Raw genomic sequence first — 13,445 nt, forward strand, 5'->3', positions numbered from 1 at the left:
CGCTAGGGACCCTCACGCCTGCGGCGCTTCTCCGAAACTGCTCGGTCGCAGCCAGGCCATGGCGAAGCAGGACGGCGCGGGCGGCAGCGGCCCGCGCCGCCGGTGCGCGGACGGCGACTCCCCCACCACGTCGCGGAAGACACGGCTGAAGGTGCCCAGGCTGGTGAACCCGACGGCCATGCAGATGTCGGTGACGCTGCGGTCGGTCGACCGCAGCAGGGACATCGCCCGCTCCACCCGCCGCCGCTGCAGGTAGCGGTGCGGGGTCTCGCCGAACACCGCCCGGAAGGTGCGGATGAAGTGGGCCTCGGACACGTGGGCGATGCGGGCCAGCGTCGGGATGTCCAGCGGCTCGGCGTAGGCGCGGTCCATCGCGTCCCGGGCACGCAGCATCCAGCGGTTGGTGTCCTCGCTGGTCCGGCCCACCACGCCATCCCAGCAGGCGGGTCAGCCGACCTGCACGCCCCGGTCGGCCAGCCAGTCGACGGGGTCGACGCGCCGGCCGTCCATGCCGCCCTGGTGCACCTCGAAGTGCAGGTGCGGGCCGGTCGACTGGCCGCGGTTGCCCAGCAGCGCGATCGTGTCGCCGGCGTCCACGTAGTCGCCGACCTCGACGAGGATCTCGTCCATGTGGCCGTAGACGGTGACGTCGCCGTTCTCGTGGAGGATGTAGACGGCCAGGCCGAACCCGCTGGCCGAGCCCGCCCGCAGCACCACGCCGTCGGCGGCGGCGTACTCCGGCGTGCGCATCGGCGCCGCCAGGTCGATCCCGTAGTGGAAGGTCCCCCACCGCGAGCCGTAGCCGCTGGTGAACCGCGCCCCGGCGACCGGCAGCACGGTCTTCGGCCGGGCGGCCTCCGCGGCGGCCGCCTCGGCCTGCGCCTCGGCCTCCGCCCGTGCCGCACGGGTGGCCGCGACCTCCTGGAGGCGGACCTGCGCCTCGGCCTCGGTGATGGAGGCCATCGGCATGACCTCCTGCGTCTCGTCGGCGATCCCGAGCTCCTGCTGGGCCGCGAGGACGCTGGTCGCCTCGGCTGCGGCCTCCGGCGGGTTGTGCAGGCCGAGGAACGCCGCACCGATGCCGCCGGCGACCAGCGCCCCGAGCAGGGCGGCCGGCCGCCGTGCCCGGACACCGCCGGGGGTCACGGCGCGGTGCGACCCGGTGGACGGGCCGCTCCCGGTCTCGCCGGCACGGGGAGGGGTGCTGCGCATGTAGCTGCCTGCTCCGAGGGGGGAAGAGCCCGCGAGGGCCGGATCGCTGGCGTGCTCATGCAAACACCCTGTGACCGATCCGTGACCCCCTGCACGGCGTGTCGGCGAGGACACGCGGACTGTGAGGTCCCACACGCCCCAGCAGTCTCGGTCCGGTCACATCGCGGCACCAACGGAACCACTCCGGCCGCCCGGTAGTTTGACTGTCCGAGGGGATGGGCATGGATGCCTTCCCGGCGTGGAGCCAACGCGCCGGTCCGACGTCCCCGTCGGGCCGCCGATCCCGCCGGTGATCGAGGAGTCGCTCCTCGTCCCCCCAGTGGACAGCGGCTCCGACGTGAACCGATGATCAGCTCCCCCGCTGATCCGCCCTGCGCCGTCACGGCGCTCGGCACCCGCCTGCGGGACCACCGAGTGGTGGACCCAACTGGAGGTCATCGCACCGACGAGAGTGAAGGAACGGATGCCGCATGACGACGCCGGAGCTCGTTCTCGGCTCGCCGGCCACGGCCGGCCCTGCCGCCTGCCCGACCGCCCCGGCAGTCGCCCCCGTCCGTCCGCTCTCCGACAAGACGCTGGTGCTGCACGGTGAGCACCTCACCGTGCCCACCTACGACCGCACGGCGCTCACGCCCGCCGTCGTGCACCTCAGCGTCGGCGGCTTCCACCGCTCGCACCAGCTGACCTACTTCGACGACCTGGCCCAGCTCCGCATCTCCGCCGACTGGGGCGTGGTCGGGGTCGGCCTCCGGCACCGCGCCATGCAGGACGCCCTGGCTCCGCAGGACCACCTGTACACGGTGGTCGAGCGCAGCCCCGACGGCGAGCGCGCCCGCGTGGTCGGCGTGATGGTCGACTACCTCTTCGCCCCCGACGCGCCCGACGCCGTGCTCGACCGGCTCGCCGACCCGCGGACGCGGATGGTGACCATGACCATCACCGGCGCCGGCTACCCCCTGGACCCGCACACCGGTGCGCTGGACCTGACCTGCCCGGACCTGCAGCCCGACCTCGCCGATCCACGCCGGCCGTCCACCGCCATCGGCTACGTCGTCGAGGCCCTCGACCGGCGGCGGCGGGCCGGCACGCCGCCGTTCACGGTCGTCTCCTGCGACAACATGCACCGCAACGGCGACGCGACGCGTGCCGCGGTGGTCGGGCTCGCCCGGCAGCGAGACGAGGTGCTCGCCCGCTGGATCACCGATCGGGTCTCCTTCCCGAGCAGCATGGTCGACCGGATCACCCCGCAGACGACCGAGCAGGAACGAGCCGCGGTGGCCCGCCGCTACGGCGTCGACGACCGCTGGCCGGTCATCACCGAGCCGTTCTCGCAGTGGTTCATCGAGGACGACTTCTGCAACGGCCGCCCCCCGCTGGACGCGGTCGGTGTCCGGTTCGTCCCGGACGTCGCCCCGTACGAGCTGATGAAGACGCGGCTGCTGAACGCCAGCCACTCCGCGCTCGGCTACCTCGGGACGCTGGCCGGCTACGAGCAAATCGACGAGCTGATGGGCGACGAGGTGTTCGCCGCCTACGCCGCGCGGTTCATGGACGCCGAGGTGACCCCGCTGCTTCCGCACCCCGCCGGGGTGGACCTCGACGAGTACAAGGCCGTCCTCCTGCAGCGCTTCGCCAACCCGGCCATCGGCGACCGGCTGCCGCGGCTGTGCCGGCGCGGCTCGACGAAGATGGCCCATCACCTCCTGCCCTCGCTGCGCCAGTCGCTGACGGCGGGCCGGCGTCCTCCGCTCCTCACGCTCGCCGTGGCGGGCTGGATCCGCTACCTGCAGCTGCACGACGCGGTGGAGGACGAGCGCGGAGCCGAGCTGCAGTCGCTGGCCCGGGCGGGTGGGACCGACCCCCGGTCCGTCCTGTCCGTCCGCCCGGTCTTCGGCGACCTGGCCGACGAGCCCGCGTTCGTGGCCGACCTGACGACGGCGCTGCGCGACCTCGTCCGTGACGGCGTCCGGCAGACCGTGGGCGCGGCCGTGCGCCGTTCGCGGGTGCTGGGCCGATGAGCGCTCCGACCCCGCCGGCGGTGGCCGGCGCCGCCGTCCTGCCCGACGACGTCGTGGCAGGGCTCGACGCTCTGCTGTGCGACGCCGACGGCAACCTCTTCCCCAGCGAGGAGCCGGCGTTCGTCGCCTCCGCCGACGTCACCAACCGCTTCCTCGCCTCGCTCGGGTCCGCGCAGCGCTTCACCGCGGAGGAGCTGCGGCTGGCCACGACCGGGATGAACTTCCGCACGACCTCGAGGCGGCTGGCCGTCGAGGCCGGCGTCCCCGACGCCGACATCGAGCCGTGGGTCGTGGAGGAGAAGCGGGCCGTCACCGCGTACCTGGGCGAGGTGCTCCGCCCGCACGAGGAGACGACGGCCGCGGTCACCGAGCTCGCCCGGTACCTGCGCCCCGCCGTCGTCAGCTCGAGCGCGCTGACCCGCCTCGACGCCTGCTTCCGGGCGACCGGCCTGGACGGCGTCCTGCCGCCGGAGGCCCGCTACAGCGCCGAGGACTCGCTGCCGGTCCCCACGAGCAAGCCCGACCCGGCCGTCTACCTGCACGCCTGCGAGCGGCTGGGCATCGCACCGGCCGCCGGCCTGGCGGTCGAGGACTCGGTGGCCGGCACGCTGTCGGCGGTCCGCGCCGGCTGCCCCACGGTCGGCAACCTGCTGTTCGTCCAGCCGCAGGAGCGCGCCGAGCGCGAGGCCGCCCTGCGCGAGGCCGGCGCGCTGACCGTCGTCGGCTCCTGGCGGGAGCTGGCCGACCTGCTGTTGCCGGTGCTCACCCGCCGCGACACCACGGGAGGAACCCGGTGAACATCGTCTACGTGGCCTTCCGCGGCCACTTCTCCGACAGCCCGCGGGCGATCTACGAGGAGCTCGTGCGCCGCGGGGTCGACGCCACCCACACCTGGCTGTCGGCGCCGCACACCCGGGCGTCGTTCCCCGCCGACGTCGCGACGGTCGAGTTCGGCTCCCCCGAGTCGATCGCCGCGCTCGAGGCGGCCGACCTCGTCGTCTCCAACGACCACATCCCGCTGGACTGGGAGAAGCGGCCGGGGACGACGTACCTGCAGACCTGGCACGGCACCCCGCTCAAGCGGATCCACAACGACGTCCTCTGGGCACCGGAGGGCCGGCTGGCCTACCTGGAGCACGACATCGCGCGGTGGGACCACCTGCTGTCGCCCAACCCGGCCAGCACTCCTCGCTTCCGCCAGGCCTTCGGCTTCCAGGGACCGGTGCACGAGACCGGCTACCCCCGCAACGACGTGCTGAGCAGCCCCGAGCGGGACGCCGTCCGCGCCCGGGTGCGCGCCGAGCTCGGCATCGCCGACGGGCAGACCGCCGTCCTGTACACGCCCACGTGGCGCGACGACCTGGTGTTCAACAAGACCGGGCCGCGGGACTTCGAGTTCGCCATCGACATCGACGACTTCTCCGCCCGGCTCGGCGACGACCACGTGCTGCTGCTCCGGCTGCACAACATGGTCATGGACCGGCTGGAGGTCGCCGAGGGCTCGGCCGTCCGCGACGTCTGCGGCCACCCCGACATCAGCGAGCTCTACCTCGCCGCCGACGTGATGGTCACCGACTACTCGTCGACGATGTTCGACTTCGCGATCACCGGCAAGCCGCTGCTGTTCCTGACCTACGACCTGGAGTACTTCCAGGGCGAGCTGCGCGGCTTCTACTTCGACCTGGCGGAGGTCGCACCGACGCCGCTGCTGCGCACCAGCGCCGAGCTGGTCGAGGCGCTGGCCGACCTCGACGCCGTGATGGCGCGCAGCGCCGACCGCTACGCGCGGTTCCGGGAGACCTTCTGCTCCCTGGAGGACGGTCACGCCACCGAGCGCGTCCTCGACCTGATCTCCCCGGCGGGCACCGTGCCCGCCGGTCCCGTGAACACCCGAGGAGGGGACGACAGTGCGCATTCTTGACAGCGCTCTCGACGCCGTACCGGCCACCGGTCTGCTGGAACTCGCCCGCTCCGCCAGTACCCGACAGCCCGCGACCGCTCCGGTCCAGGTCGTGATCCTGGCCGCCGGCATGGGCACCCGGCTGGGGCGTCCGCACCCCAAGCCGCTGACGCCGCTGCACGACGGGCGCAGCATCATGCAGCGCCAGCTGGACACCCTGCGCCAGGTCCTCGGCGAGAACGTGGACATCACCGTCGTCGTGGGCTTCAAGGCCAAGCGCATCATGCGGGCCGCGTCCGACGTCCGGTTCACCTACAACCCGGACTACGCCAAGACGAACACCTCGAAGAGCCTGCTCCGCGCGCTGCGTGCCACCCGGGACGGCGGCGTGCTGTGGCTCAACGGCGACGTCGTGTTCGACCCCGAGGTGCTCGAGGCGGCCCTGCCGCTGGTGCAGGCCGACGAGAGCTTCGTCTGCGTCGACACCTCCACCGTCGCCGACGAGGAGGTCAAGTACACCCTCGACGCCGACGGCTGCATCGCCGAGCTGTCCAAGAAGGTGACCGGCGGTCTCGGCGAGGCGGTCGGCATCAACTACGTCTCCGCGGCCGACAAGGCGATGCTGATCGAGCACCTGACCGCGTGCGACGCGCAGGACTACTTCGAGCGCGGCATCGAGACCGCGATCGGCACCGAGGGGCTGCGCTTCCGGCCGGTGGACATCAGCCGGTTCTCCGCGGTCGAGGTCGACTTCGAGACCGACCTGGAGCGCGCCAACGAGCTGTTCTCGGCCCGTGCCCGGCTCCGGGTGGCCGAGACCGCCTGAGGTCCTCCCTCGCCGTCGCGCGTCCTCCCTCACCGCACACCGTGAGGGAGGACGCGCCACGATCAGGTCACCTGATCCCGGCAGCCTCCGTCCGGGCACCCGATTCCCGGAACCGGCGGACGGCCGCGGTGCCGCCGCCCACGAGCCCGGCGCCGAGCCCGAGCAGCAGGGCGACGACGACGCGGGCCAGCGCGTCGGGGCCGGTGGCCAGCACGTTCGCGCTCCACATCACGTCGACGTCCGGCAGGCCCTGCACGAGCAGCAGCCAGCCGAGCACGACGGCGAACAGCCCCGCCATCGCGCCACGGCCCCGCCACGCCGCCCGGGCGCCCAGAGCCGCGACGGCGACCGCGGCCAGCGCCGGCAGCAGCGCCGAGGCGATCGCCCCGCCGTGCGAGGCGATGCTCGCCGGGGGCTCCGGCGTCGTGAGGGCGTGCACCAGCGCCGCCGCTCCCCCGAGGACCAGCAGCCCGCCCAGCGGCCGGGCGTCGCGGGCGACCAGGCCGGCGGCGAGCGCGACGCCGGCGACGGCGAGGTGCGCCGGCCAGACCACCCAGGGCGAGGGCGGCGGCTCCCAGGTGAGCTCGCCGGCCACCTCGATGTCCGTGCCGCCGTGCGACATCGGCACGACCCAGGTGGCCACGAGGTGCTCGCGGTCCGGGTCGGCGGCCACCGCCGGCGGCAGCTGGTCCTCGCTCATCCAGTGCGTGCGGTGGTCGTGCCACACGTACTGCGGCTGGGTCGAGACCTGCACCCACTCCGGCTCGGCGTCGACGTCCACGGTCTCCGGGACGTCGGCGCCGCCGAAGCGGTCCAGGTTGAGGTAGGTGGCGGGGCTGCGGCTGTTGCGCCAGACGCCGTCCGGGCCGATCCGCAGGTAGGGCTCGTCGCTGTAGCCGGGGATCTCCACCTCGGTGCCGGTGGTGTTGACGACCTCGAACTCGTCGCCGAACTGGAGCACCCGCACGGTGAGTCCGGGCACCTCCGGGGTGACCGACGTGACCCGGCCGTCGAAGTCGCTGCCGGCGACGTCCCCCCCGACGTGCGCGACCGCGGGCCCGCCGAGCGCGAGCACCGCGACGACCCCCGCCAGCAGCACCAGGAGGCGGGCAGCTGTCCGCCGCACGGCTACCCCTCCACGATGGCGGCGACGTCCGCGGCGATGTCCGCGGGCGTGTTGCCGCCGTCGAACGCCACCTGCGCCTCGTCGTCGGCGCCGTAGAGCAGCATCTGCGTCGAGTGCAGCCGGCCCTGGTCCTCGGCCAGCGGGACCCCGGCGGCGAGCTGCGCCCGGTCGATGGCGCCCTGCTCGCCGGTGAGACCGACGAAGGGCACCGGCAGGTCGGCGTCGAAGCGGTCCAGGTACTCCCGCAACACCTCGGGGGTGTCGGTCGCCGGGTCCGTCGTCACGAACACCATCTGCACCTGCTCGGCGACCGCCGGGTCGAGCCGGCCCAGGGCCAGCCCGACGTCGAGCATCGTCGTCGGGCAGATGTCGGGACAGCTCGTGTAGCCGAAGAACAGCAGCGTCGGCCGGCCCACCGTCCGCTCGGCGAAGTCGTACTCCGCGCCCGAGGTGTCGGTCAGCGTGAACGACGGGCGCTGGAACGGATCCGGCAGGTCGATCCCGGCGAACCGGTCGTCGGGCCCCTCGACCGAGACCCCCGAGGAGTGGTCGTGGCCTCCCGGGGAGGCGTCCGCCCCGTCGTCGTCCGAGGAGCAGGCACCGAGGAGCAGGCCGGCGGCCAGCAGCACGGCGGGCAGTCGGCGGGCGCGGACGGTCACGAGGACACGGTACGTCGACCGGCCCGGTAGCCGAGGACGACGCCGGCGACGCCGGTGAAGAGCGCCAGGATGGCCAGGAAGAGGGCCAGGCCGCTGGCGTCCCCGGAGTCCGACACGTCACCGTGGCCGTGCCCGCTGTCCTCCTCGGCGGCCGCCGTACCGTCGCCGTTCGCCTCGGCCGACGCGAGCGTCAGCACCGGCGCCGGGCGCTCGGGCTCGTCCTGGCCCTCGACGGTCGGCTCGATCCAGGCGGCCTCGGTGCCGTCGTCGTAGGTCTGCACCGTCGGGAAGTTCACCGTGTCGGCGTCGGGGAACGGCCCGCCGGACAGCGCGAACACCTGGAACTGGCCGGGGGCGATGCCGGCGCCGGCGTCGGCGCGGAACTCCACGACCGACACGTAGCGGGTGATCTCCTGGCCGTGGCTCTCCAGGGGCTCGTCGAGCTCGCTCTCGGTGAGCGTCGCCGTCCACCCGGGCACCGGCTGGATGCGCAGCGACGCCAGGGCCGCCTCCTCCGGGATGGAGATCCGCAGCGCCACCGTGCGGGCCGTGTCGCTCTCGTTGGGGACCCGGAAGGCGAGCAAGCCGTAGCCGCCGGGGGCCGCGTCGCCGGAGGAGACGGTGACGTGCGCCGAGGCCGTGCTCGCGACGGCCACCGAGGCGGCGAGCGCGGTGAGGACCGCCAGCAGGACGAGGCCCAGCCGGGCCACGGGGCGGGGCGGGGAGAGGGACACAGTGCTCCTGTCGGACGGGGGCGGGACGCTCAGCGGACCGGGAAGTCGGTGCGGGCGGTGGTGGCGGTGAACTCGTCGAGGCGGACCGAGACGGCGAGCGTCCAGGTGCCGGCCGACGGGAGGACGACGTCGTCGCCGACGTAGTGGCCGGGGCCGGCCGGCTCGAGGTCGACGTCGAGCGGGCCGATCTCCTGGCCGGACTCGGTGAGGGTGACCCGGATGTCCTCGGGCTGGGTGAGCTGTCCGGCGTCGTCGAAGAGGTAGACGTGCAGGGTGTTCGCGCCGGTCGACGCGGGGTCCAGGGAGATCTGCACCGAGCCGTCCTCGCCGGCCGCCGACTGCAGCGGCAGCGTGACGTCGACCGGCTCGGCCGCCGTGGCGCGCGCCGGCGGTGTGCCGACCAGGACGGCGGACAGCGCCAGGACGACGACGGCGAGCCCCGCCTCGACCAGGACCGAGCGCCGCAGCGCCCCCCGCTCGGCGGCCGCCGACTGGGCGAGGTCCTCGTCGCGGGCGGCCGCGGCGGCGGCGACCTCGGGCGCCGGCTCGGCAGGAGCGGCGAAGGCGTGCGCGGTCACCCGGCGGCGGGGAGCACGGGCGCGGCGGACGCCGAGCCGCTGCTGGACCCACACCCGGGAGACCCCGGCGGCGGCCAGGAGCAGCAGCACCAGGGCCAGCTTGGCCAGCAGCAGCCGCCCGTAGCCGGTGGAGAACAGCGCGGACGGCGAGCCGACCTCCCGGACCGACTGGACGACGCCGGAGACCACCAGGACGGCCACCGACGCCGCGGCCAGCCGGGAGAAGCGGGGCAGGACCGTGGCGAGCTGCCCCGGCGGCACCCCGTCGCGCAGCGCACCGGCCAGCAGCACCCCCAGCCCGCCCAGCCACACCGCCATGGCGGCGACGTGCGCGGTGGCGGCCAGGATGGCGATCGCCGGATAGGGCCCGGCCACCGGGTGGCCGACCGCGGCGGTGGTGACGACGACGCCGGCGGCGAGGACGCCGCCCAGCACCAGCCCCTGCGCGACCGGCGGCTCGTCGCGGCGCAGCCAGGGCAGGAGCAGCAGCGCGAGCCCGGCGGCCAGGGCCAGGCGGGCCAGCAGGGTGAGGCCGACCTGGGAGCCGGCGGTGGCCGACAGCAGCGCCGGGTCGGCGACGGAGCCGAGCCCGGTCGCGGCCGAGTACGGGCCCTGCAGCAGGAAGGCCAGCGCCGCGCCGACCGCCGTCGCGGCGAGCCCGGCCGCCGTCAGGCGGCGCAGCAGGGACGAGCCCCATCCGCCGGGCCAGCAGAGGGCGAGGACGGTGGGGATGCCGATGCCCAGCGCCACGCCGGCGAAGCCGATCCAGCGGGCCAGCGGGAGCGCCGCGGCGACGGCCGGGTCGTCGTCGTCGGCCGCGCCGGCCACGGAGGCGTCGACCAGCGAACCCTCGCCGACGACGAAGGAGAACGAGCCGGCGATCGGGTGCGAGTCGGCGGAGATGATCCGGTAGGTGACGAGGTAGCCGCCGTCGCCGAGGTCGCCGCGCAGGGCGACGCCGACCGTGGCGCCGTCCGCCTCGGCCGACCCGGTGTCCACCCGGTTGCCGGAGGCGTCGAGGACGCGCAGGTACCCGGCGCCCACGGAGACGCCCTCGCTGAACTCCAGCGACACCCGCTCGGGGGCCGCGGACAGCCGCGCCCCCTCCCCCGGGTCGGTGCCGACCAGCTCCGCGTGCGCGGCCGCGGGCCCGGCGGTGACCACCCCGGCCACCAGCCAGCCCACCAGCAGCCGGAGCAGCACGGCGGCCGGACGCCGCCGCTCGACGGCCCGCGGGGCAGGGCTCACGCGGGCACCCGCTCGGCGGAGACCGCCCGGGCGGTCCGCCGGCGGCCCCGCCAGGCCGTGGCGGCCACGAGCGCGACGCCTCCCAGGAGGAGGAGGTGGGTCACCGCACGGTCGGCGTGCACGTGCCCGGCGCCCAGGTCGCGGGCGGTGAGCAGGGTGAGCAGCACCGCGAAGGTGCCGAGGAACGGCAGCGCACCGGCCGCCAGCCGCGGGGCCACCGCCACCGCGAGGAAGGCCGTGCCGGCGGCGAGGTTCCACGCACCGGTCTCGTGCGCCATGTGCACCGGAGCGCTCATCGCGGCCGTGCCGGTGACCAGCGCTGGCCAGGCCAGCAGCGCCTGCGCCGCGCCCACCGCGAGCAGCGCCAGCCGCAGCACCGACGTCACCAGCCGCGCGCGGGCGGCCGCCGCGCCGCCGGGGAGCCGGCGCGGCAGGGACGTCAGGACCGCGACGGTCAGGTCGGGCACCGGCGGGGCCGGGGCCAGCCGGGCCCGGCGGGTCACGGTGGCCGCGTCGGCGACCCACGCGGCGCAGGCGGGGCATGCGGCGAGGTGCGCGTCGAGCTCGGCTCCGGGCACCGCCGGGGACTCGCCGTCGAGCCGCGCCGAGGCCGCCTCGCGGAATGCGGGACACTGCATGAGGTCATAGTCGTCCCCCGCGCCCGCGCGGTTCCCGGTCGGCCGTGTGACCCGGACGACAGACGAGAGCGGGCATGGACGAGCTGGAGCGGTACGCGGCCGCGGCGGTGGAGGGCGACGCCCTCGCGGCCGCGGCCCTCGTGCGTGCCACCCAGTCGGACGTGTGGCGGCTCTGCGCGGCGCTGGTCGACCGCGCCAGCGCCGACGACCTCACCCAGGAGACCTACCTGCGGGCCTTCGGGGCGATGCACCGCTTCGCCGGCCGCTCGACCCTGCGGACCTGGCTGCTGGCGATCGCCCGGCGGGTCTGCGCCGACGCCCTGCGGTCCCGTCGCCGCCGTCGGCTCACCCTGGTCTCCGACGACGCCGTCCAGCAGGCGCTGGAAGGTCCGGCCGCCGGTTCCGCCGACACCGTGGGCGAGAGCGCGGCCGTCGCCGACCTGCTGGCCCGGCTGACCGCCGAGCGGCGCGAGGCCTTCGTCCTCACCCAGCTGCTGGGCCTGTCCTACGCCGACGCCGCGGAGGTGGCCGGCTGCCCGGTCGGCACGATCCGCTCTCGCGTCGCCCGTGCGCGTGACGACCTCGTCACAGCCCTCACCGATCAGGGGGACGACGCGGCGCACGGATGACGGCACGGTGAACGGCAGGCGAACTGGGGCACCTATGCTGCCCGACGGCCGTGCGCCCGCTCCCGAGCGGGGAAGCGGACGTCCCCCCACTGCCGACCGGAGCGACACGTGCCCTTCAGCCTCACTCCCAAGGACTCGAGCTTCTACCCGCTCTTCACCGCCTCCGCGGAGAACCTGGTGGCCGCGACCGACGTCCTGAGCGAGTTCATCCACGACCACGCCCGCCGCGACGAGCTGGCGGCCAAGCTGCGCGAGCTGGAGCACGTCGGCGACCAGTCGACGCACGCCATCTTCCGGCAGCTCAACTCGAGCTTCGTGACCCCGTTCGACCGCGAGGACATCTACAACCTGGCCAGCGACCTGGACGACGTCATGGACTTCGTCGAGGCGGCCGCGGACCTGGTGGTCCTGACCGGGCTGGGCACGCTGCCGGCCGAGATGCACCAGCAGACGGCGCTGCTGCAGCGTGCCGCGCAGACGACCGCCGAGGCGATGCCCCGGCTGCGCACCCTCAAGGACCTCTCCGAGTACTGGATCGAGGTCAACCGGATCGAGAACGAGGCCGACAAGCTGTACCGGCGGCTGCTCTCGAGGCTGTACAGCGGTGAGTTCGACGCGCTGGAGATCCTCAAGCTGAAGGAGGTCGCCGACCAGCTCGAGGAGGCCGCCGACGCCTTCGAGCACGTCGCCAACGTCGTCGAGACGATCAGCGTCAAGGAGTCCTGACGCCGATGGACGGCGCCTTCATCGCGCTCATCGTCATCGTCCTCGTCGCCCTCGCCTTCGACTACACCAACGGCTTCCACGACGCCGCGAACGCGATCGCCGTCGCGGTGTCGACCAAGGCCCTCACCCCGCGGGTGGCGCTCGCCCTCGCCGCGGTGTTGAACCTGATCGGCGCCCTGCTGTCGACCGAGGTCGCCAAGACCGTGGGTGCCGGCATCATCGACGCCCCGGAGGGCGACGAGGGGTTGAAGATCGTCTTCGCCGCGCTCATCGGCGCGATCGTGTGGAACCTGATCACCTGGTACTTCGGCCTGCCGTCGTCGTCGTCGCACGCGCTCATCGGCGGCCTGGTCGGCGCCGCGCTGGCGGCCGCGCACAGCGTCCAGTGGATGGGCATCCTCGACAAGGTCGTCATCCCGATGGTCGTGTCGCCGCTCGTCGGGTTCGGCCTGGGCTACCTGTTCATGCTGGCGATCCTGTGGAGCTTCCGCGGCGCCAACGTCACGCGGGCCAACCGGGGCTTCCGGTACGCCCAGATCGCCAGCTCGGCGACGATGGCGCTGGGCCACGGGCTCCAGGACGCGCAGAAGACCATGGGCGTGATCACCCTGGCGCTGTTCACCGCCGGGGAGATCGACTCCTTCGAGGTCCCGCTGTGGGTGGTCCTGGCCGCGGCCCTGGCGCTCAGCGCCGGCACCTACGCCGGCGGGTTCCGCATCATGCGGACCCTGGGCCGGCGGATCATCCAGCTCACGCCGGCCGGCGGCTTCTCCGCCCAGACCGTCGCCTCCGGCGTCATGGTGACGACGGCGACCGTGTTCGCCGTCCCCGTGTCGACCACCCACATCACCACCACCTCGATCATGGGCGTGGGGGCGACCCGGCGCTTCTCCGCGGTCCGGTGGGGCGTGGCCCGCAGCATCGTCGTCGCCTGGATCGTCACGCTGCCGGCCGCGGGCTCGGTGGCCGCGCTGGCCTTCTTCGCCACGGACCTCGTCGTCGGCTGACGGCGGGGGGTGACAGGAGCCACCCGACCTCCGGGGTGGCAATGTCGATCGATCTGGTAGACATTGGAGTCGTGGCGGCGACGGCGGTGCTCCTGGTGGGGCGGATCCACGTCGACCTGCTGCGCGTCTGCGCGGCACGCTGTC

Annotated in this window: 14 protein-coding genes; 7 read left to right on the plus strand and 7 right to left on the minus strand. The window is 74.3% G+C overall.

Going from position 1 to position 13,445, the window contains the following annotated elements; translation table 11 throughout:
- Positions 1–12: 12 nt before the first annotated feature.
- Positions 13–426: a helix-turn-helix domain-containing protein gene (locus tag DQ240_RS09270; protein ID WP_113839364.1), complete on the minus strand. Its 414-nt coding sequence runs from the start codon at positions 424–426 to the stop codon at positions 13–15.
- A 21-nt stretch (positions 427–447) separates the two neighbouring features.
- Complete coding sequence (locus tag DQ240_RS09275) at positions 448–1,212, minus strand: M23 family metallopeptidase (RefSeq protein ID WP_113839312.1); 765 nt, start codon at positions 1,210–1,212, stop codon at positions 448–450.
- Between the two features lie 470 nt (positions 1,213–1,682).
- Here DQ240_RS09275 and DQ240_RS09280 point away from each other — a divergent pair, with 470 nt between their 5' ends.
- The 4 genes from DQ240_RS09280 (at position 1,683) to DQ240_RS09295 (ending at position 5,956) form a co-directional block, all read left to right on the plus strand.
- Positions 1,683–3,230 carry a mannitol dehydrogenase family protein gene (locus DQ240_RS09280; RefSeq protein ID WP_113839313.1) on the plus strand — a complete coding sequence of 516 codons (1,548 nt, stop codon included), beginning with the start codon at positions 1,683–1,685 and terminating at the stop codon, positions 3,228–3,230.
- Positions 3,227–4,027, plus strand: coding sequence for an HAD family phosphatase (locus DQ240_RS09285; protein ID WP_113839314.1), 801 nt, complete (start codon positions 3,227–3,229; stop codon positions 4,025–4,027). Before DQ240_RS09280 ends, DQ240_RS09285 begins: the two co-directional genes overlap by 4 nt.
- A complete protein-coding gene (locus DQ240_RS09290; RefSeq protein ID WP_113839315.1) occupies positions 4,024–5,151 on the plus strand; it encodes a CDP-glycerol glycerophosphotransferase family protein in 1,128 nt (375 codons plus the stop codon). Before DQ240_RS09285 ends, DQ240_RS09290 begins: the two co-directional genes overlap by 4 nt.
- Before the next feature lie 91 nt (positions 5,152–5,242).
- A complete protein-coding gene (locus tag DQ240_RS09295) occupies positions 5,243–5,956 on the plus strand; it encodes an NTP transferase domain-containing protein (protein WP_233498601.1) in 714 nt (237 codons plus the stop codon).
- 67 nt (positions 5,957–6,023) lie between these two features.
- On the opposite strand, the gene DQ240_RS09300 is transcribed toward DQ240_RS09295, so the two are convergent.
- Genes DQ240_RS09300 through DQ240_RS09320 form a run of 5 tightly spaced genes read right to left on the minus strand, consistent with a single transcriptional unit; the run spans position 6,024 to position 10,939 of the window.
- On the minus strand, positions 6,024–7,082 hold the full coding sequence (locus DQ240_RS09300) for a hypothetical protein (RefSeq protein WP_113839316.1): 1,059 nt from the start codon (positions 7,080–7,082) through the stop codon (positions 6,024–6,026).
- Positions 7,083–7,084: 2 nt separating this feature from the next.
- Positions 7,085–7,741 carry an SCO family protein gene (locus tag DQ240_RS09305; protein ID WP_113839317.1) on the minus strand — a complete coding sequence of 219 codons (657 nt, stop codon included), beginning with the start codon at positions 7,739–7,741 and terminating at the stop codon, positions 7,085–7,087.
- Positions 7,738–8,475, minus strand: a complete 738-nt coding sequence (locus tag DQ240_RS09310; protein ID WP_113839318.1) for a YcnI family protein — start codon at positions 8,473–8,475, stop codon at positions 7,738–7,740. Before DQ240_RS09310 ends, DQ240_RS09305 begins: the two co-directional genes overlap by 4 nt.
- Before the next feature lie 29 nt (positions 8,476–8,504).
- The gene (locus tag DQ240_RS09315; protein ID WP_113839319.1) at positions 8,505–10,301 is read right to left on the minus strand and encodes a copper resistance CopC family protein; all 1,797 of its coding nucleotides are present in this window, start codon (positions 10,299–10,301) and stop codon (positions 8,505–8,507) included.
- Positions 10,298–10,939, minus strand: coding sequence for a zf-HC2 domain-containing protein (locus DQ240_RS09320; protein WP_113839320.1), 642 nt, complete (start codon positions 10,937–10,939; stop codon positions 10,298–10,300). The genes DQ240_RS09315 and DQ240_RS09320 overlap by 4 nt, the downstream gene beginning before the upstream one ends.
- A 74-nt stretch (positions 10,940–11,013) precedes the next feature.
- On the opposite strand from DQ240_RS09320, the gene DQ240_RS09325 reads away from it, so the two are divergent.
- The 3 genes from DQ240_RS09325 to DQ240_RS09335 all read left to right on the plus strand — a co-directional run bounded on the left by DQ240_RS09325 (position 11,014) and on the right by DQ240_RS09335 (position 13,301).
- Complete coding sequence (locus tag DQ240_RS09325) at positions 11,014–11,568, plus strand: sigma-70 family RNA polymerase sigma factor (RefSeq protein WP_113839321.1); 555 nt, start codon at positions 11,014–11,016, stop codon at positions 11,566–11,568.
- Positions 11,569–11,676: 108 nt separating this feature from the next.
- The gene (locus tag DQ240_RS09330; protein WP_029431521.1) at positions 11,677–12,294 is read left to right on the plus strand and encodes a DUF47 domain-containing protein; all 618 of its coding nucleotides are present in this window, start codon (positions 11,677–11,679) and stop codon (positions 12,292–12,294) included.
- A 5-nt stretch (positions 12,295–12,299) separates the two neighbouring features.
- On the plus strand, positions 12,300–13,301 hold the full coding sequence (locus DQ240_RS09335) for an inorganic phosphate transporter (RefSeq protein WP_113839322.1): 1,002 nt from the start codon (positions 12,300–12,302) through the stop codon (positions 13,299–13,301).
- Positions 13,302–13,445 lie beyond the last annotated feature (144 nt).

This window comes from Blastococcus sp. TF02A-26 (genome assembly GCF_003319125.1).
GTDB lineage: Bacteria > Actinomycetota > Actinomycetes > Mycobacteriales > Geodermatophilaceae > Trujillonella.